The sequence below is a fragment of the Kitasatospora sp. NPDC051702 genome, from assembly GCF_040681575.1.
Classification (GTDB): domain Bacteria; phylum Actinomycetota; class Actinomycetes; order Streptomycetales; family Streptomycetaceae; genus Kitasatospora.
Genome location: NZ_JBFAZB010000023.1, coordinates 92,215 through 108,811 on the forward strand (window position 1 = coordinate 92,215; position 16,597 = coordinate 108,811).

13 protein-coding genes and 1 tRNA gene are annotated in these 16,597 nt (G+C 73.2%); 7 read left to right on the plus strand and 7 right to left on the minus strand.

Going from position 1 to position 16,597, the window contains the following annotated elements; genetic code table 11:
• Positions 1–62 precede the first annotated feature (62 nt).
• The 3 genes from ettA to AB0N04_RS20415 all read right to left on the minus strand — a co-directional run bounded on the left by ettA (position 63) and on the right by AB0N04_RS20415 (position 4,358).
• Positions 63–1,727, minus strand: a complete 1,665-nt coding sequence (gene ettA / locus AB0N04_RS20405) for an energy-dependent translational throttle protein EttA (protein ID WP_078881697.1) — start codon at positions 1,725–1,727, stop codon at positions 63–65.
• Between the two features lie 216 nt (positions 1,728–1,943).
• Positions 1,944–3,419: a Cys-Gln thioester bond-forming surface protein gene (locus AB0N04_RS20410; RefSeq protein WP_360217003.1), complete on the minus strand. Its 1,476-nt coding sequence runs from the start codon at positions 3,417–3,419 to the stop codon at positions 1,944–1,946.
• 354 nt (positions 3,420–3,773) lie between these two features.
• Positions 3,774–4,358 carry a single-stranded DNA-binding protein gene (locus AB0N04_RS20415; protein WP_360217006.1) on the minus strand — a complete coding sequence of 195 codons (585 nt, stop codon included), beginning with the start codon at positions 4,356–4,358 and terminating at the stop codon, positions 3,774–3,776.
• Between the two features lie 634 nt (positions 4,359–4,992).
• Here AB0N04_RS20415 and AB0N04_RS20420 point away from each other — a divergent pair.
• Positions 4,993–5,068 (plus strand) — tRNA-Arg (locus AB0N04_RS20420).
• Between the two features lie 307 nt (positions 5,069–5,375).
• Here AB0N04_RS20420 and AB0N04_RS20425 read toward each other — a convergent pair.
• The gene (locus AB0N04_RS20425) at positions 5,376–6,011 is read right to left on the minus strand and encodes a TetR/AcrR family transcriptional regulator (protein ID WP_360217009.1); all 636 of its coding nucleotides are present in this window, start codon (positions 6,009–6,011) and stop codon (positions 5,376–5,378) included.
• A gap of 75 nt (positions 6,012–6,086) precedes the next feature.
• Between AB0N04_RS20425 and AB0N04_RS20430 the strand changes: the two genes are divergently transcribed.
• Positions 6,087–6,635, plus strand: coding sequence for a GNAT family protein (locus AB0N04_RS20430; RefSeq protein WP_360217012.1), 549 nt, complete (start codon positions 6,087–6,089; stop codon positions 6,633–6,635).
• Between the two features lie 172 nt (positions 6,636–6,807).
• Here AB0N04_RS20430 and AB0N04_RS20435 read toward each other — a convergent pair whose 3' ends face one another.
• On the minus strand, positions 6,808–8,292 hold the full coding sequence (locus tag AB0N04_RS20435) for an MFS transporter (RefSeq protein WP_360217060.1): 1,485 nt from the start codon (positions 8,290–8,292) through the stop codon (positions 6,808–6,810).
• A 262-nt stretch (positions 8,293–8,554) separates the two neighbouring features.
• Between AB0N04_RS20435 and AB0N04_RS20440 the strand changes: the two genes are divergently transcribed.
• The 3 genes from AB0N04_RS20440 (at position 8,555) to AB0N04_RS20450 (ending at position 10,822) form a co-directional block, all read left to right on the plus strand.
• Positions 8,555–9,244 (plus strand): helix-turn-helix domain-containing protein, encoded by a 690-nt coding sequence (locus AB0N04_RS20440; RefSeq protein ID WP_360217015.1) that lies wholly within the window; start codon positions 8,555–8,557, stop codon positions 9,242–9,244.
• Between the two features lie 35 nt (positions 9,245–9,279).
• Entirely contained in the window at positions 9,280–10,089 is an 810-nt protein-coding gene (locus tag AB0N04_RS20445) for an enoyl-CoA hydratase/isomerase family protein (RefSeq protein WP_360217018.1), read from the plus strand.
• Positions 10,090–10,222: 133 nt separating this feature from the next.
• On the plus strand, positions 10,223–10,822 hold the full coding sequence (locus tag AB0N04_RS20450; protein WP_360217021.1) for a hypothetical protein: 600 nt from the start codon (positions 10,223–10,225) through the stop codon (positions 10,820–10,822).
• A gap of 46 nt (positions 10,823–10,868) precedes the next feature.
• Here the strand turns inward: AB0N04_RS20450 and AB0N04_RS20455 are convergent, their stop codons facing one another.
• Positions 10,869–12,095 (minus strand): acyl-CoA dehydrogenase family protein, encoded by a 1,227-nt coding sequence (locus AB0N04_RS20455; protein ID WP_360217024.1) that lies wholly within the window; start codon positions 12,093–12,095, stop codon positions 10,869–10,871.
• Between the two features lie 125 nt (positions 12,096–12,220).
• Between AB0N04_RS20455 and AB0N04_RS20460 the strand changes: the two genes are divergently transcribed.
• Together AB0N04_RS20460 and AB0N04_RS20465 are read left to right on the plus strand one after the other, a co-directional pair.
• Positions 12,221–12,856, plus strand: coding sequence for a TetR family transcriptional regulator (locus AB0N04_RS20460; RefSeq protein ID WP_360217027.1), 636 nt, complete (start codon positions 12,221–12,223; stop codon positions 12,854–12,856).
• Positions 12,857–12,973: 117 nt separating this feature from the next.
• Entirely contained in the window at positions 12,974–14,449 is a 1,476-nt protein-coding gene (locus tag AB0N04_RS20465; protein ID WP_360217030.1) for a cellulase family glycosylhydrolase, read from the plus strand.
• Between the two features lie 27 nt (positions 14,450–14,476).
• Here AB0N04_RS20465 and AB0N04_RS20470 read toward each other — a convergent pair whose 3' ends face one another.
• A complete protein-coding gene (locus AB0N04_RS20470) occupies positions 14,477–16,501 on the minus strand; it encodes a M3 family metallopeptidase (RefSeq protein WP_360217033.1) in 2,025 nt (674 codons plus the stop codon).
• Positions 16,502–16,597: the final 96 nt, after the last annotated feature.

Consider the following 16,597-nt stretch of genomic DNA (forward strand, 5'->3'; position numbering starts at 1 on the left):
GCCGCGGTCCGGCGGACCGCCCCTCGCGGGGCAGTCTGCCGGACCGCCGTGACGGCTGGGTGTCAGCCGCGGGTCAGCTTCTTGTACGTGGCCCGGTGCGGGCGGGCGGCGTCGGCGCCGAGCCGCTCGATCTTGTTCTTCTCGTACGACTCGAAGTTGCCCTCGAACCAGAACCACTTGCTCTCGCCCTCGTAGGCGAGGATGTGGGTGGCCACCCGGTCCAGGAACCAGCGGTCGTGGGAGATGACCACGGCGCAGCCGGGGAACTCCAGCAGCGCGTTCTCCAGCGAGGAGAGCGTCTCGACGTCCAGGTCGTTGGTGGGCTCGTCGAGGAGCAGCAGGTTGCCGCCCTGCTTGAGGGTGAGCGCCAGGTTCAGGCGGTTGCGCTCACCACCGGACAGCACGCCGGCCGGCTTCTGCTGGTCCGGGCCCTTGAAGCCGAAGGCCGACACGTAGGCGCGGGACGGCATCTCGACCTGGCCGACGTTGATCCAGTCCAGACCGTCGGAGACGACCTCCCAGAGGGTCTTCTTCGGGTCGATGTTGGCGCGCGACTGGTCGACGTAGCTGATCTTGACCGTCTCGCCGACCTTGACCTTGCCGGAGTCCGGGGTCTCCAGGTCCTGCAGCATCTTGAACAGCGTGGTCTTGCCGGCGCCGTTCGGGCCGATGATGCCGACGATGCCGTTGCGCGGCAGGGTGAAGCTGAGGTCGTCGATCAGGACCTTCTCACCGAAGGCCTTGTTGAGGTTCTCGACCTCGATGACGACGCTGCCCAGACGCGGGCCCGGCGGGATCTGGATCTCCTCGAAGTCCAGCTTCCGCATCTTGTCCGCCTCGGCCGCCATCTCCTCGTAGCGGGCCAGACGGGCCTTGGACTTCGCCTGGCGGCCCTTGGCGTTGGAGCGGACCCACTCCAGCTCCTCCTTGAGGCGCTTGGCGCGCTTGGCGTCCTTCTGCCCCTCGACCTTGAGACGCGACTGCTTCGTCTCCAGGTAGGTGGAGTAGTTGCCCTCGTACGGGTAGGCGCGGCCGCGGTCGAGCTCGAGGATCCACTCGGCGACGTTGTCCAGGAAGTACCGGTCGTGGGTGACGGCGACGACGGTGCCCTTGTACTTCTCCAGGTGCTGCTCCAGCCAGTTCACCGACTCGGCGTCCAGGTGGTTGGTGGGCTCGTCGAGCAGCAGCAGGTCGGGCGCCTCCAGCAGCAGCTTGCAGAGCGCGACGCGGCGCTTCTCGCCACCGGAGAGCTTGGTGACCGGCCAGTCGCCGGGCGGGCAGCCCAGGGCGTCCATGGCCTGCTCCAGCTGGGCGTCCAGGTCCCAGGCCTCGGCGTGGTCCAGGTCCTCCTGGAGCTTGCCCATCTCGTCGAGCAGCGCGTCCGAGTAGTCGGTGGCCATCAGCTCGGCGATCTCGTTGAAGCGGTTGAGCTTCCCCTTGATCTCCTTGACGCCGTCCTCGACGTTCTCCAGGACGGTCTTGGACTCGTCCAGCGGCGGCTCCTGGAGGAGCATGCCGACGGTGAAGCCGGGCGAGAGGAAGGCGTCGCCGTTGGAGGGCTGCTCCAGGCCGGCCATCATCTTCAGCACCGTGGACTTACCGGCGCCGTTGGGGCCCACGACGCCGATCTTCGCTCCGGGGAGGAAGCTGAGCGTCACGTCGTCAAGGATGACCTTGTCTCCGTGAGCCTTGCGCACCTTGCGCATCGTGTAGATGTATTCCGCCACGTGAGATCGCTCCGGCGTCGTCGGGAGTATTCGGCTTGCAGCGTTCCATTGTGCCGCACCCGGCCGGGAGGCCCGAACGGCCGGGTGACCCCACCGGGGTATCCGGATCGGGCCCGTGACGGCGAAGGCCCGGCCCCCCGCAGCGGGTGCGGGGAGCCGGGCCGGGTGTCGCCTCAGGGCCTCAGGAGGTCAGTGCCTCCGGGCCCGCGGAGCGGGTCAGGCGGTGTTGCGACCGTGGCGGCCGCGGCGGCGCAGGACGAAGACCGCGGCGCCACCGGCCACGACCAGGCCACCGGCGACGGCGGCGAGGATCGGGGTCGAGTCATTGGCACCGGTCTGGGCCAGGCCACCGGTGCCCGGGGCCGGGCTGGTGGAGGCGGGGGACGGGTGGCCGGCGGCCGGGGTGCTGGCGCTGGCGGACGGGGTGCCGGCCGGGCTCGGGGTGCCGGTGGTGCCCGGGGTGGTCGGCGTGGCCGAGGTGCCCGGGGTCGACGGACCCGAGGTCGGGGTCGGGCCGGTGCCGGTCTTGCAGTCCAGGACGCCCTGGAACTGGCGGCTGTAGCCGTTCGGGCCGGAGACGGTGATGTTGTAGGCCGTCTTCTCGGCGACCGGGACGAGAACGCTCTCGGTCTTGCCCGGCTGGACGGTCAGCTGCTGCTTGCCGACCGTGACGGTGCCGGCCTCGTCACCACCGTTGGAGACGGAGACGCGCACGCCGTTGTTGGCGCACTCGACCTTGGCGGTGCTGTCGACCAGCGCGCCCTTGCCCTGCTTCCAGGTGGCCTTGGCCGCGTCGGCGACGTTGAGCTTGCTGGAGCCGGCCAGGATCATGGTCTGGCTGTGCTCCTCGCGGGTGTACCCCTTGCTGAGGAAGACGCGGCCGCTGGGCACCACGGTGGAGGCGCTGGCGTTCACGGTCACCGAGCCGTCCGGGGTGCCGGCCGGCACGTCCAGGAACAGCTGGGTGTCCTTGGCGATCGGGCCGGTCACGGTGGCGCCGACCGGCTTGTTGTCCTTGTCCAGCAGCTTGACCTTGTCGGCGGAGTCGCCGCTGACGGCCAGCTTCACCTCGGAGGCGCTGGAGTTGAGGGTGAACGGGCCGAGCTTCGCGCCGGACTTGCCGGACACCGAGTCCGGGCTGAGGGTCAGCGAGGGCTTGGGCTCGGCGGCGATGCCCTTGTTGGCGGCACCGGTCAGGTAGTCGCGGAGCTTCTTGGCGTCGGCGCTGCGCGGGACGGCGTTCTTGTTGTCCGAGAACTTCCAGATCGCGGCCTGGGTGCCCGCGGCGGCGTCCTCCGGGCTCAGGTTGCCCGCGCCGGCGGCCTTGGCGAGCGCCCCGAGGTCCTTGACCTGCGGGTAGGAGTTCTCCAGGATCCAGCGGATCTTGGCGGCCGCCTCGACCTTGTTCTTGTCACCGAGCGAGCTGGAGGCCCAGTCCGACTCCTGGTACTTGATCTTCTTGGAGATGTCCACCGGGAAGCCGAAGTCGATGCAGTAGGTCTGCAGCTCACCGTCGGCGGTCTTGAGCGTGAACAGGCCGCCGTCGACGGTGCCCTCGCCCTCGACGTCGATCTTCTCGCCGAGCATGGTGTTCTGCACCACCGCGGTCACGCCCGACCCCGGGGTGTCGGCCGCGGCCGCCGTACCGGCTGCGAACAGGCCTCCACCCAGCGCAAGGCTGGTCGCGAGCATGACAGTGGTTATGCGGGGGAGACTCCGCGTCTGCCTCTGGAACATCTGGGATCCCTCCGGGCCGGGCCGCACCGATCGGCAGCCCGCCGACTTGCCTGCCGCGGGGCGCCCCCTGTGGCGCCCGCTGCGGGTATGAACCAGACGAATCCTATTGAGCCCCGCAGGCCCCGAAACCCCCATGCGAAATCAGGACGATTCCGTATCTGTATCGTTATCAACCCTCCCAGTTTCCACACAAGCTGACGATCAGCCAGAATCTCTTCGCCACTTTCTGTTATCCGGACGAGATTGCGCGTACGGGCGCAACAACAGTCTCGATCAACATATTTGTCGACAGTCCAGGTCGCCGACCGGTCAGATCGGCGACCCCTGACCGCCACCCTCCGGCTCCCCCTCGGACACCAGCACCTGCGTTCCCGTCACTGCCCGCACAGGGGGTGCCGAATCCGGCGGGCCCGGCGCCGGGGCCGCCACCGAGGCCTTCCGCGCCTCCAGTGCGTCCGCGATCCACCCCGGCACGCCCCCTCCCCGGACCGCCGCCCCGGCCGGCTCCGCACCGGCCGGGGGCTGCCCGCGCGCACCCGAGGCCCAACGGAACGCCGAGGTACCGCGGGTGAGGTCGTGTCCGACCGATCGGGCGTCGATCTCCGCCCTGGTCCGCCGCGCCTCCCCCTCCCCCCACTCGCGGACCCTCAACCGGCCGCTCACCAGCACCGGATCCCCCTTGGCCAGCGAGCCGATCAGGTTCACCGCCAGCGCCCGCCAGGCCGTCACCGTCAGCCACTGCGTCTCGCCGTCGACCCAGCACGCGCGCTCCCGGTCGTAGCGGCGCTCGGTGCAGCCCAGCCGGAAGTTCGCCATCGGCACCCCGGCGCCCGTTTCGCCGTAGCTCACCTCCGTCGCGACATTGCCCGTCACCGTCACGTACGCCTCGCTCACGGCACACTCTCCGTTCTCGCCGATGCACCGTACGGAATCGACCGGCGCGCTTTGAGAGTGCGCCAGGAGGGAAATCTCCGCGAGGGAGTTCCGAAATCCTGTGGACAACTCGCGCCTGTGGAAAACTGATGTCACCCGCAGGGGTGAATTTCGGCCTTTCGGCAGCGCTTCGCCCCCGACTCATCGCGGCCATGACAACAAACCGGCTGCTCGCCGCCCCCACCCGCGGCCTCCGGAACGCCCCGCGCCCGACCGTCCGCGCACGTCATCCGACCGGAGGAAGCCGAATGTCGGCCCCCACCCGCACCGGAGGCGGCACATTCTCCGTGTCAAATCCATAACGGGTGGGGCGGCAGCCCCGTAACGACTGCACAACGTCCGGCGCGGAAGTCTGCCAGACCGCTGCACACACGGGCTTCACCTGCGATTATCGGACCGCTCCACCGAACCGACACACCAACGGCGGTGTCGTCACACCCGGCCGAGGAACTGGGCACCCTTATCCTGTCCCCGGCAGGGCGAGGACCCACCCAACCCCCACCCCCACCCTCAGGCACGGGGCCGGACCCGCGCGCCCCGGCGCACGTCGCCCGAACCCGGCCACGGTCCCGCCCACCCGGGCACGGTCCGTCCCGCCCCCATAGCTCAGCGGATAGAGCACCCGCCTTCTAAGCGGTAGGTCGCAGGTTCGAATCCTGCTGGGGGCACCACGCCCTGCCATTCCCGCAGGCCGCCGGGCCGGCGCCCGCATTGCCGGCCGCGGCATTGCCCGGCCGGCGCCCGGCGGGAAATCCGCGCGTCCACCGCCGATTTCCGACCACCCACCGCGCATATGTCGTGACCATGCGTGTCATGGCCGCTCCGAAAAAGCGCGTCGGGGTGCATTTCCGGCACCGCCGGACCGCGCCCGGACCGCACCCGGAGAGCGTCGCCGGGGGCTCTCCCGGAGGCTCTCGCGGCGGACGGATCCCGGCCGCCCGCGCGCCCGGACCGGTGTCCTCGACCCCCGACGCCCCCTCAGCCCCCGGTGCCACCCGCGGCCGGGCCGGCCAGCCCGGCCAGGTAGGCGTCCAGCAGGGCGGTCTGCCGCTCGGCCGGGAACTCCCCCGGGGCGAACAGCGCCTGCACCACCAGTCCGAGCACGAAGGCCTGCGCGGCGGTCGCCACGGCGACGGCGTCGGAGCCCGCCGGGAGCTCCCCGCGCCGCTGGGCGTCCACCACGTGCACCGCGAGGGCCTCCCGCGAGCGGGCGTAGCGGCCGGCGTGCGCCGCAGCGAGCTCCGGATCGGCCAGCGCGACGTCCCAGGAGCCGACCCAGATCCGGTTGCCGGCCGCGGCCGCCGCGTCCAGCGGCAGGACGTCCAGCAGGGCGGCCCGCAGCCGGGGCAGGCCGGCGGGCGGCGGCGGGGTGCCGTCGACGGGGGCGGTGCGCCGGGGCCGGGAGCCGGAACGCCGGTCGAGCTCCTCCAGGGCGTGGCTCAGCAGGGCCCGCTTGTTCGGGAAGTAGTGCGTCAACAAGCCGGTGGAGGCGCCCAGTTCGGCGGCCACCGCGCGCAGGGTCAGGCCTTCGAAGCCGCGCGTGGAGAGCACCCGCCACACCCCCTCGGAGACCTCCAGGCGGCGGGCGTCGTGGTCTCCACGGGCGGGCGTCATGCCGGCCATCGTACATACCAAACGTTTGTTATGTATCGTTCCCAGCACACCGCGCATCCCGTGAAAGGCCCGCCCATGTTTGCCGTACCGCTCGCCGAGAACGCCGAACTGCGCCCGCTGGAGCCGTGGCAGGCGGCCGAGTTCCTGACCCACGTCGACCGCGCGCGGGCCCACACCGACCCGTGGATCCCGTGGGCCACCCGCTCCACCGACCCGGCCTCCGCCCGCGCCACCCTGCAGCGCTACGCCGACCAGCAAGCCGCCGACCACGGCCGGATCTACGGCATCTGGCTGGACGGCACGCTGGTCGGCGGCGTGATGTTCGTGGCCTTCGACACCGAGACCGGCAACTGCGAGATCGGCGTCTGGACCGAGCCCGCCGGCGAGGGGCACGGCCTGGTCACCGCCGCCGTCCGCCGGCTGCTCGACTACGCCTTCGTCACCCGCGGCCTGCACCGCGCCGAGTGGTGGACCAGCACGGACAACACCCGCAGCCGGGCCGCCGCCCAGCGGCTCGGCATGACGCTGGACGGCGTGCTGCGCGAGCAGTCGCTGTACCGGGGTGTCCGCCGCGACATGGAGATCTGGTCGCTGCTGGCCTCGGAGTGGGCGGCCCGGGCCTGAGACCGGCGGCGGGCCCCGGCCCGTCCGGCCACGGAGTGGACCGCCGCCCGGGCGCGGGCCCGGCCCGGCCCCGAACGCGGCGGGGCCCGGTGGACTCCTCGTCCACCGGGCCCCGGCACCGCCCCTCCCCCCGGCTCACCGCACCCCGTCCGGCGCACCCCGACCGGCGCGCTCAGGCCGCCAGGGCCTGCTCCGCCGCCTCCGCCGCCCCGACCGGCTCCGGCTCGGCCGCCGGCAGCCGCAGCGCGAGCACCAGGACCAGCGCCATCACCCCGCCCGCCGACAGGAACACCACGTCGACGGCGTCCGTGAAGCTGCGCAGCGCGTGCTCGCGGGCCGCACCGGTGAGCGTCCGGAGCGAACCGAGCGGCCGGCCGGGCTCGCCCGCCGCGAAGGCCCGGGCCAGCACGGTGCCGAACAGCGCCGCGCCGAGCGCACTGCCGAGCGTCTGGAAGAAGCGGATCCCGGTGGTCGCGACGCCGAGCTGGTGCCGGGGCGCGGCCTCCTGCACGACCGTGATCAGCTGGCCGACCAGCTGGCCCAGGCCGCAGCCCAGCAGCGCGAGTTCGGCGCACACCGCCCACAGGCCGGTGGCCGGCCCGCTGAGGCCGAGCAGCGCCAGGGCGAGCGTCGCGCAGCCGCCGCCGACCACCAGGAAGGTGCGGTGCGCGTGGCCGCGGGCGGCCAGCCGGCCGACCAGCACGCCGACCGCGGTCATCCCGGCCGCCATCGGGATCAGGTACAGGCTGGCGGAGGTCGGCGCGATGCCGCGGGCGATCTGCAGGTAGAGCATCACGTAGACGATGGAGCCGGTCATGCCCATCCCGAGCAGTCCCTGGATGGCGAAGCCGAGCCGCACCTCGGGGATCCGGAACAGCGACAGCGGCAGCACCGGCTCGGCCGCGGTGGCCTGGCGCCACAGGAAGAGGCCGAGCGCGGCCAGGGTGGCGGCGGCCAGGCCGAGGATCTGCGGGGACGTCCAGGCGTAGTCCTTGCCGCCCCACTCGGTGACCAGCAGCAGCCCGGTGGCGAAGGCGGCGGCGAGGGCCGCTCCGGCGAAGTCCAGGCCGCGGCGCCCGGCCGCCGGCGGCAGCTTGATGACCAGGGCGGCGCCGACCAGGACGAGCAGGCCGAGCGGCAGGTTGACGTAGAAGACCCAGCGCCAGCCGAGGTGGTCGGTGAACAGCGCGCCGACCAGCGGGCCGACCGCCATCCCGAGCCCCCCGACGATCCCTCCCATCGCACCGCCCTTGCCGGCGGAGCGCTCGGCCGGGTCCTTGAGGTGGGCGATGACCACCATGGTGACGCTCATCAGTCCACCGCCGCCGACGCCCTGGAGGGCCCGGAACGCGATCAGCTCGGTCATCGACTGCGCGGCGCCGCACAGCGCCGAGCCGAGCAGGAAGGTGCCGACGGCCCCGAGCAGCACGCGCTTGGCGCCGTACAGGTCGCAGAGCTTGCCGTAGAGCGGCAGGAGGGCGGTCGCGGCCAGGGCGAAGGAGCTGACCAGCCAGGGCAGTCGGTCGACGCCGTGGACGGGGTCGAGGTCCCGGACGATCGGCACGGTGGCCGCGGACACGATGTTCATGTCGAGGACGGCCAGCACGATCGTGACCAGGCAGATGAGCATGCCCAGGTTCCGCCGGGCCGGGGTCATCAGGGCCGGTGGCGCGGCGGTCGGTGCGGCCTGTGCCGTCGCGGCCTGTGCGGCCTGTGCCGTCGGGGTCGGTGCGGTCGGTTCCGGTGTCGGTGCGGCGGTGCGCGCCATGGTTCGAGCCCCCCTGGGTCGGTGGAGTTCCGGCCGGACCGGTGCGGCCGGCGGCGTGCCCTCACCATGGCAGCATTTTTATACCGGGTCAATTCTTCATCCGAACACAATTTTCATCCCGGAACATCTTTGATCCTGGTACAGTCATGCCATGGCGACACGCACCGACTTCGGCCTCGGCTCCGACCAGGACCTCGACACGCTCCCGCTGCGCGAGCGCAAGAAGATCCAGACCGGCATCCGGATCTGGCGCACCGCCGTCGGGCTGTTCGCCGCCCGGGACTTCGACCAGGTCTCGGTGGCCGAGATCGCGGCCGCCTCCGACGTCTCCAAGATGACCGTCTTCAACTACTTCCCGACCAAGGAAGACCTGGTCATGGCCCCCATGGAGCAGCACCTGGACGAGCCCGCCCGGGTGGTGCGCGAACGCGCCCCGGGCAGCTCCGCCGTGGTGGCGCTGCGCGACCAGTACCTGGCCGCGCTCGAGCAGCTCGACCCCGCCACCGGCCTCAACGACGACCAGGTGGTGCTGGACGTGGTCCGGCTGATCCACCGCACCCCGGCGCTCGCGATGCGCGCCACGGCCGTCTTCTCCCACCAGGCGCGGGACCTGCTCACCGCCGAACTGCTCGCCCAGGACCCGGCCCACGACGAGCTGACCGCGCAGATCGCCGCGGCCCAGCTGATCGCCACCAGGCTGACGCTGACCACCGCGAACCAGCGGCTGATGCTGACCGGCGCGCGCGCCGCGGACGCCCTGCCCGCCGCCCTCGACCGGGCCCGCCGCGCCTACGCGCTGGTCGAACGGGGCCTCGGCGGCTACTGCACGGCGGCGCCCTGAGAGGGTGTGCGCACCACGACCCTCCGGAGGTACGCATGGACCAGCCGCTGCTCACCCGGGACCGCACCCCGCTGCCCACGCACGTCGACGGCCTGCGCGCCCACGTCGGTGAGGACGGCGTCGCCGTGCTGGAGTTCGCCCGACCGCACCGCCGCAACGCCGTCACACTGGCCATCTGGCAGGCGCTGCCCGACGTGCTGGCCCGGATCGCCGGGCAGCCGGGCGTGCGCGTCCTGCTGGTCACCGGCGCGGACGGGACGTTCAGCGCCGGCGCGGACATCGACGAGCTCGCCGGGGTCTACGGCGACCCGGACAGCGCCGACCGGTACCACGCGGTCAACGTCGCCGCCGAGGAGGCGCTGGCCGCCTTCCCGCACCCGACGATCGCGGTGGTGCACGGCGCCTGCGTCGGCGGCGGCTGCCAGCTGGCCGTCGCCTGCGACCTGCGGTTCGTCGCGGACGACGCCCGGATGGGCATCACCCCGGCCAAGCTCGGGGTGGTCTACCCGGCGGTGCCGACCCTGCGGCTGGCCCGGCTGGTCGGCCCCTCCCGGGCCAAGTACCTGCTGTTCTCCGGCGAGTTGGTGCAGGGCCCGCGCACCGCGGTGATCGGTCTGGCCGACCGGGTGCTGCCGGCCGACCAGTTGGACGAGAACGCGCTGGCGTTCGCCCGGCTGCTGACCCGCCGCTCGCCGCAGACCATCGGCGCCGTCAAGGCCGCGCTGGCCGTCCCGCCGGAGCAGGCGGCGCAGGCCCTGGCACCGTGGGAGCGCCGCTCCCGGGAGGCCTCCGACGTGCACGAGGGGCTCGCCGCGTTCCTGGAGGGCCGTCCGCCCCGCTTCTGAGGGGGCCGTGCCCGCCCCGGGGGTCCGGGGAGGCCGGGGGCGGTCCGGGAGCGCGGCGCCCGGGCCCCGTACGATCGTCCGACCGGCCCCGTGCCGTCGACCAGCCCCCGCCACCGCCCGGAGCCGCACCCCCATGACCGAGGCCATGACCGCCCCCGCCAGCCGCACGGTGTGGGCCCGCCGGATCACGGACGGCGTCGAGCCGAAGAACGTGATCATCGCGATGCTCCCGCTGCTCGGCGGCGTCCGCCACGGCTGGACGGGCCTCGCCTGGGCGGCCTTCGCGGCGCTGTTCGCGGCCGTCATCCCGACGATGTTCATCCGGCGCGGCATCCGCAGGGGCACCCTGGAGGACCGCCACGTCGGCCACCGGCAGCGCCGGCTGACCGTCATCCCGTTCATCATGGGCTCGGTGCTGACCAGCTTCGCGGTGATGCTGTGGCTGGACGCCCCGGCCGACCTGACCGCGGTGGTGCTGGCGATGTTCGCCTCGCTGGTCCCGATCCTGGTGATCACCGTCTGGTGGAAGGTCTCCGTGCACACCGCGGTCGCCAGCGGCGCGGTGGTCTGCCTCGGGATCGGACTCGGCCCGCTGTGGCTGCTGCTCTACCCGCTGGTGGTGCTGATCGGGTGGTCCCGGGTGGTGCTGCGGGACCACACCACCGCGCAGACGATCGTCGGCGCGGTGGTCGGCGCGCTCACCGCGGGGCTCACCTTCTGGGCCGCCCGCTAGGGCTTGTCTGACACTCCCCGGGGCGCGCCCACCCCGTCCGCCGGGATCAGCGGATCGGCATCCCGGAGATCGCCCGGGCGATGACCAGGCGCTGGATCTCGCTGGTCCCCTCGAAGATCGAGTAGATCGCGCTGTCCCGGTGCATCCGCTCCACCGGGTACTCCCGGGTGAAGCCGTTGCCGCCGAGGATCTGCATCGCCTGCGCGGTGACCCACTTGGCCGTCTCGCCCGCGTACAGCTTGGACATCGAGCCCTCCGCCGCGGTGAACGGCTGGTTGGTCGCCGCCATCCAGGAGGCCCGCCACACCAGCATGCGGGCGGCGTCGATGCGGGTCCTCATGTCGGCGAGCTGGAAGGCCACGCCCTGGTTGTCGATGATCGGGCGGCCGAACTGCTCGCGGGTCCTCGCGTAGTCCAGCGCCACCTCGTACGCGGCCCGGGCGATGCCGATCGCCTGCGCGCCGACGGCCGGGCGGGAGGCCTCGAAGGTGGCCATCGCCGCGTTGCCCCGGGCGCCGGAGCGCTTGACGCCCTCGCGGGCCCGGGCCAGCCGCTCGTCCAGCTTCTCCTTGCCGCCGAGCAGGCAGCCGCCCGGCACCCGGACGCCGTCCAGCACGACCTCGGCGGTGTGCGAGGCGCGGATGCCGTGCTTCTTGAACTTCTGGCCCTGGCTCAGTCCCGGGGTGCCCGGCGGGACGACGAAGGAGGCCTGCCCCTTGGCGCCGAGCGCCGGGTCGACGGTGGCGACCACGACGTGGACGGCGGCGATCCCGCCGTTGGTGGCCCAGGTCTTGGTGCCGTTCAGCACCCACTCGTCCTTGGCCTCGTCGTACACCGCCCGGGTGCGCAGCGCCGAGACGTCCGAGCCGGCGTCCGGCTCGGAGGAGCAGAACGCGGCGACCTTGAGGTCGTCCGGGGTGCCGAACATCTGCGGGGTCCAGGTGCCGATCTGCTCGTCGGTGCCGTTCGCGAGCACCGCGACGGCGGCGAGGGTGGTACCGACGATGGAGAGCCCGATGCCGGCGTCGCCCCAGAAGAGCTCCTCCATGGCGATCGGGATGCCGACGCCGGAGGGGTCGAAGTACTGCTGGGCGTAGAAGTCCAGGGAGTAGATGCCCAGCTTGGCGGCCTCCTGGATGACCGGCCAGGGGGTCTCCTCGCGCTCGTCCCACTCGGCCGCGGCGGGTCGGATGACGTCGGCGGCGAAGCCGTGCAGCCAGTCGCGTACGGCGAGCTGGTCCGCGCCCGGGTCCAGTGAGAACGTGCTGCTCATGGTGCTTGCCTCCGAAGAAGGGGTGCGGCCGACCGGGGTGTTACCTGGGGTAACATCGTCGGAGTCTGCTACTGATTGGTAACCGGTGTCAACGCCCAGGCCGACCCCAACCCGAGGAGCAGCGCATGTCCCGAGAGCCCCGCCGCGAGCAACTGCTCAACGCCGCCGACCGGGTCGTCCAGCGCGAGGGGCCGAGCGCCAGCATGAACGCCATCGCCGCCGAGGCCGGCATCACCAAGCCGATCCTCTACCGCCACTTCGGCGACCGGAACGGCCTGATCCGGGCCCTGACCGAACGCCACACCGGCGGACTGCTCGCCGCCGTCCGGGCCGCCCTCGCCGAACCGCTCGAACGCCGCGACCGCGTCGAACACGTCCTGGACACCTACCTGGCCGGCATCGAGGCCCGCCCGCAGGTCTACCGGCTGCTCACCCACCCCGAACCCGGCGACCCGAGCGGCGCCGGCAACGCCCTCGCCCCCGCGCTGCGGCAGATCGCCGAGGAGATCACCCGCGCCGTGCAGAACCAGGTCGACCTCGGCGCCGACCGCGACCTGCTCGCCGAGGCCTGGGGGCGCGGCATCACCGGCATGGTGCTGGCCGCCGGCGACTGGTGGCTGGAGACCAGACCCTGCAGCCGCACCCGCATGGTGCAGGCCCTCGCCGACCTGCTCTGGGGCCGCCTCGCCGCCGCCGCCGACCTGCCCACCGCCGTCCTGCCGGCCGCCCCCGCCGAGCCGGCCGCGCCGGACACCGACTGAACTCCCGCACCGCGCAAGCCCCTTCCGCGGCACGACCGATGCGCGCACGACCCTTGTGCGGCGCGCGCCGCCCCGGGCATCATCGGGCCCCCAGCCCCCCGCCGTGCGAGGTCCCCGATGCGCCTGCGCCGCACCGCCGCCGCCCTGCTGCTCGCCGCCACCGCCGTCCTCACCACCACCCCGGCCCACGCCACCCCGGCCCTCGGCGACCGGTCCCTCGGCGGCCCGTCCCTCGGCACGCCGGCGCGCCACCCCGTCGGGACGGCGACCGGCCCCGACGGCCGCACCTCGCTCACCGACTCCCGGGGCCGCCGGCTCCAGCTGCGCGGCTTCAACCTGGACAAGTACGCCGAGGCCACCGAGGCCGACGTGCGCGACGTCGCCGCCCAGGGCTTCACGCTGATCCGGGTCGCGGTCTCCTGGACGCGGTTGGAGCCCACCCGCGGCCGCCTCGACCCGGGCGAGCTGCGCCGCCTGGACCGGCTCCTCGGCTGGGCCGACCGGTACGGACTGCTCGCCCTGGTCGACTTCCACCAGGACGTCTACGGGCCGAAGTTCGGCGGCGGCGACCGCGGCATCCCGGTCTGGGCCACCCGGGACGACGGACTGCCCTTCACCCCCGACCCCGACGACTGGTTCGCCGGCTACTTCCAGCCCGCCGTCCAGGCCGCCTTCCGGCACCTCTACGACGACCCCGACCTGCGCGCCTGGCAGGCCGACTTCTACACCCGGCTCGCCCGTGAACTGCGCGGCCACCGCTCGCTGCTGGGCTACGACCTGTTCAACGAGCCGTTCGGCCCGGTGGACGGCGACCCGACCGATCCGGCGGTGCTCGCCGCCGCCTCCGCCGCCCTCGAACAGGGACGGCTCGCCGACATGTACCGCCGCCTGATCACCGCCGTCCGCCGGGTCGACACCCGTGCCTGGCTGTTCGTCGAACCGACCGTCCTGGTCGGCCAGGGCGTGCCCACCCGCCTGCCCGGCTTCGACGACCCGCGCCCCGGCCCGCCCAGGCTCGGCTACGCACCGCACTTCTACGACACCGCGGTCGAGTCCGGCGCCGACTGGGACCCGTCCGGCGGCTTCGTCGAGCGCTACACCGCGGCGATCACCGACTACCCCGCCGCCCACCGCCTGCCCGTCCTGGTCGGCGAGTGGGGCCCGCCGGACTCCCGCCGGCCCGGAAACACCGAGCTGGTCCGCCGGCAGGTCGCCGCCATGGACGGCTTCGCCGAGGGCTGGACCATGTGGTACTGGTGCCGCGGCACCGGCGGCTACTGCGCGCTCGACCCGGCCGGCCGCCCCGCCCCCGGCGACGAGCCCGCCTTCGGCCCCTACCCGGCCGCCGTCGCCGGCACCGACGTGCGCACCACCGGCGGCACCCTGCGCTGGCGCGCCGACGGCAGCCGCACCAGCAGCGAACTCGTGCTCCCCCCGGCGGCGTTCCCGCACGGCGCCGCCGTCACCGCCACCCCCGCCGGCGCCCGCGTCGAGGTCGAGCAGCCGGCCGGCGGGCGGGCCGGCACCGTCCGGGTCCGCCTGCCGCACGCCTCCCCGGGCACCCCGGTGACGGTGACGGTCACACCGCGCTGACCGCCACCGGGGCCGTCCGGCCGGCGGTCAGGCCAGGCCCCGCCGGGCCAGCAGCGGGCCGGTCTCCGGCGCCCGGCCGACCACCGCGCGGAAGGACTCCAGCGGGTCCCGGCTGAAGCCGCGCGCCAGCAGCTCGCGGCGGAACAGCTCGCCGCTCTCGCGCACCGGGCGGCCGTTGTCCTCGAACCACTGCACGGTGTCGGCGTCCAGCACCTCGGACCAGATGTAGGCGTAGTAGCCGGCGCTGTAGCCGCTGGAGAAGATGTGCTGGAAGTACGCCGTCCGGTAGCGCGGCGGGATCGCCGGCACCGCGATGCCGGCCTCGGCCAGCACCCGTGCCTCGAACTCCTCGGCGTCCGCGATCTCCACGCCCTGCGGCACGGTGTGCCAGGCCCAGTCCAGCAGGGTCGCCGCCAGGTACTCCACCGTCCGGAAGCCCTGACCGAAGCCCTCGGCGGCCGCCATCCGCTCGACCAGCTCGGCCGGCAGCGGCTCCCCGGTCTCGTGGTGGCGCGCGTAGGCGGCCAGCACCTCCGGCCGGACCATCCACATCTCGTTGACCTGCGAGGGGAACTCGACGAAGTCCCGGGGCACCGAGGTGCCCGAGAACAGCGGGTAGCGCACGTCCGAGAACAGCCCGTGCAGGGCGTGGCCGAACTCGTGGAAGAGCGTGCGCACCTCGTCCCAGCTCAGCAGCACCGGCTCGCCCGGCGCCGGGCTCGGGATGTTCAGGTTGTTGAGCACCACCGGGCGCCGGCCGGTCAGGCCGGCCTGCGCCACCAGGTCGTCCATCCAGGCGCCGCCGCGCTTGGACGCCCGGGCGTGGAAGTCGCCGATGAACAGGCCCAGCGGGGCGCCGTCCTCCTCGAACACCTCGAAGACCCGGGCCTCGGGGTGGTGCGCCGTCAGGTCCGACCGCTCGGTGAAGGTCAGCCCGTACGCCAGCCGCGCCGCGTGGAACACGCCGTCCCGCAGCACCCGCTCCAGCTCGAAGTAGGGGCGCAGCGCCGCCGCGTCCACCTGGTAGGCGCCCTGCCGGACCTTCTCCGAGTAGTACGCCCAGTCGTGCGCGGCGATCTCCTCGACGCCGTCCGCGGCCGCCACCTTGGCCAGCTCGGCGGCCTCCCGGCGCGCGTTGGCCACCGCCGGCTCCACCAGCCGGGCCAGCAGCCCGGAGACCGCCTCCACCGTGCCCGCCGTCTCGTCCTCGACCACGTACGCGGCGTGGCTCGGGTGGCCCAGCAGCGCGGCCCGCTCGGCGCGCAGCGCGGACATCCGGATCGCCAGCGGCCCGTTCGCCTCGACGCCCCGGCCGACCGAGGCTGCCAGCAGCCGCTCGCGCACCGAGCGGTCCGTGAGCACGGCCAGTTCGGGCTGACCCGAGGTGTTCTTCAGGCTCAGCACGAAACGGCCCTCGTGGCCCAGCACCCGGGCGTTCTCCGCGGCGGCGGCGACCGCGTCCGCGGACAGCCCGTCCAGCTCCTCGGCGGAGTCCACCACCAGCGCGGCGGCCCTGGTCGCCGCGTTCACGTTCTGCTGGAACGTCGTTGCGAGCGCGGCCAGTTCGGCGTTCAGCTCGCGCAGCCGGTCCTGCTCGGCCCCGCCCAGCCGGGCGCCGGAGCGGACGAAGCGGGTGTGCCGGCGCTCCAGCAGCCGCAGCGACTCCGGGTCCAGGCCCAGCTCGGCGCGGCGCCCGTACAGCTCCTCGATCCGGGCGAACAGCGCCCGGTCCAGGTGGATCGCGTCGTGGTGGGCGGCCAGCAGCGGGCTGACCTCGGCGTCCACCGCGTCGACCAGGTCGGTGGTGTCGGAGGCCGACTGGTTGCGGAACACGGCGTCCACCCGGCGCAGCACGTCCCCGGAGCGCTCCAGCGCGACCAGCGTGTTGTCGAAGGTCGGCGGCTGCGGATCGGCGGTGATCGCGGCGATCTCTGCCAACTGCTCGGCCATCCCCCGCCGGTAGGCGGGCAGGTAGTGCTCCTCGCGGATCTCGGCGAAGGGCGGCAGCTCGTAGACCAGGGTGCTGGCCTCGAAGAACGGGTTCACGGTCATTTCGCCGACCCTACGCCGTGTCACCCACCCTGCCTATGCGGCCCGGCCCCGGTTGTCCGACCCACCCGTTAACGTCGAGGTCGCGCACCCGTAGAC

Excerpts from the sequence above, each read along its gene's own strand:
- AB0N04_RS20470 (WP_360217033.1), bottom strand. The coding sequence starts at position 16,501 with ATGACCGTGAACCCGTTCTTCGAGGCCAGCACCCTGGTCTACGAGCTG.
- AB0N04_RS20440 (WP_360217015.1), top strand. The coding sequence starts at position 8,555 with ATGGCGACACGCACCGACTTCGGCCTCGGCTCCGACCAGGACCTCGAC.
- AB0N04_RS20425 (WP_360217009.1), bottom strand. The coding sequence starts at position 6,011 with ATGACGCCCGCCCGTGGAGACCACGACGCCCGCCGCCTGGAGGTCTCC.
- AB0N04_RS20455 (WP_360217024.1), bottom strand. The coding sequence starts at position 12,095 with ATGAGCAGCACGTTCTCACTGGACCCGGGCGCGGACCAGCTCGCCGTA.
- AB0N04_RS20410 (WP_360217003.1), bottom strand. The coding sequence starts at position 3,419 with ATGCTCGCGACCAGCCTTGCGCTGGGTGGAGGCCTGTTCGCAGCCGGT.
- AB0N04_RS20445 (WP_360217018.1), top strand. The coding sequence starts at position 9,280 with ATGGACCAGCCGCTGCTCACCCGGGACCGCACCCCGCTGCCCACGCAC.
- AB0N04_RS20460 (WP_360217027.1), top strand. The coding sequence starts at position 12,221 with ATGTCCCGAGAGCCCCGCCGCGAGCAACTGCTCAACGCCGCCGACCGG.
- AB0N04_RS20465 (WP_360217030.1), top strand. The coding sequence starts at position 12,974 with ATGCGCCTGCGCCGCACCGCCGCCGCCCTGCTGCTCGCCGCCACCGCC.
- AB0N04_RS20450 (WP_360217021.1), top strand. The coding sequence starts at position 10,223 with ATGACCGAGGCCATGACCGCCCCCGCCAGCCGCACGGTGTGGGCCCGC.
- AB0N04_RS20430 (WP_360217012.1), top strand. The coding sequence starts at position 6,087 with ATGTTTGCCGTACCGCTCGCCGAGAACGCCGAACTGCGCCCGCTGGAG.
- AB0N04_RS20435 (WP_360217060.1), bottom strand. The coding sequence starts at position 8,292 with ATGACCCCGGCCCGGCGGAACCTGGGCATGCTCATCTGCCTGGTCACG.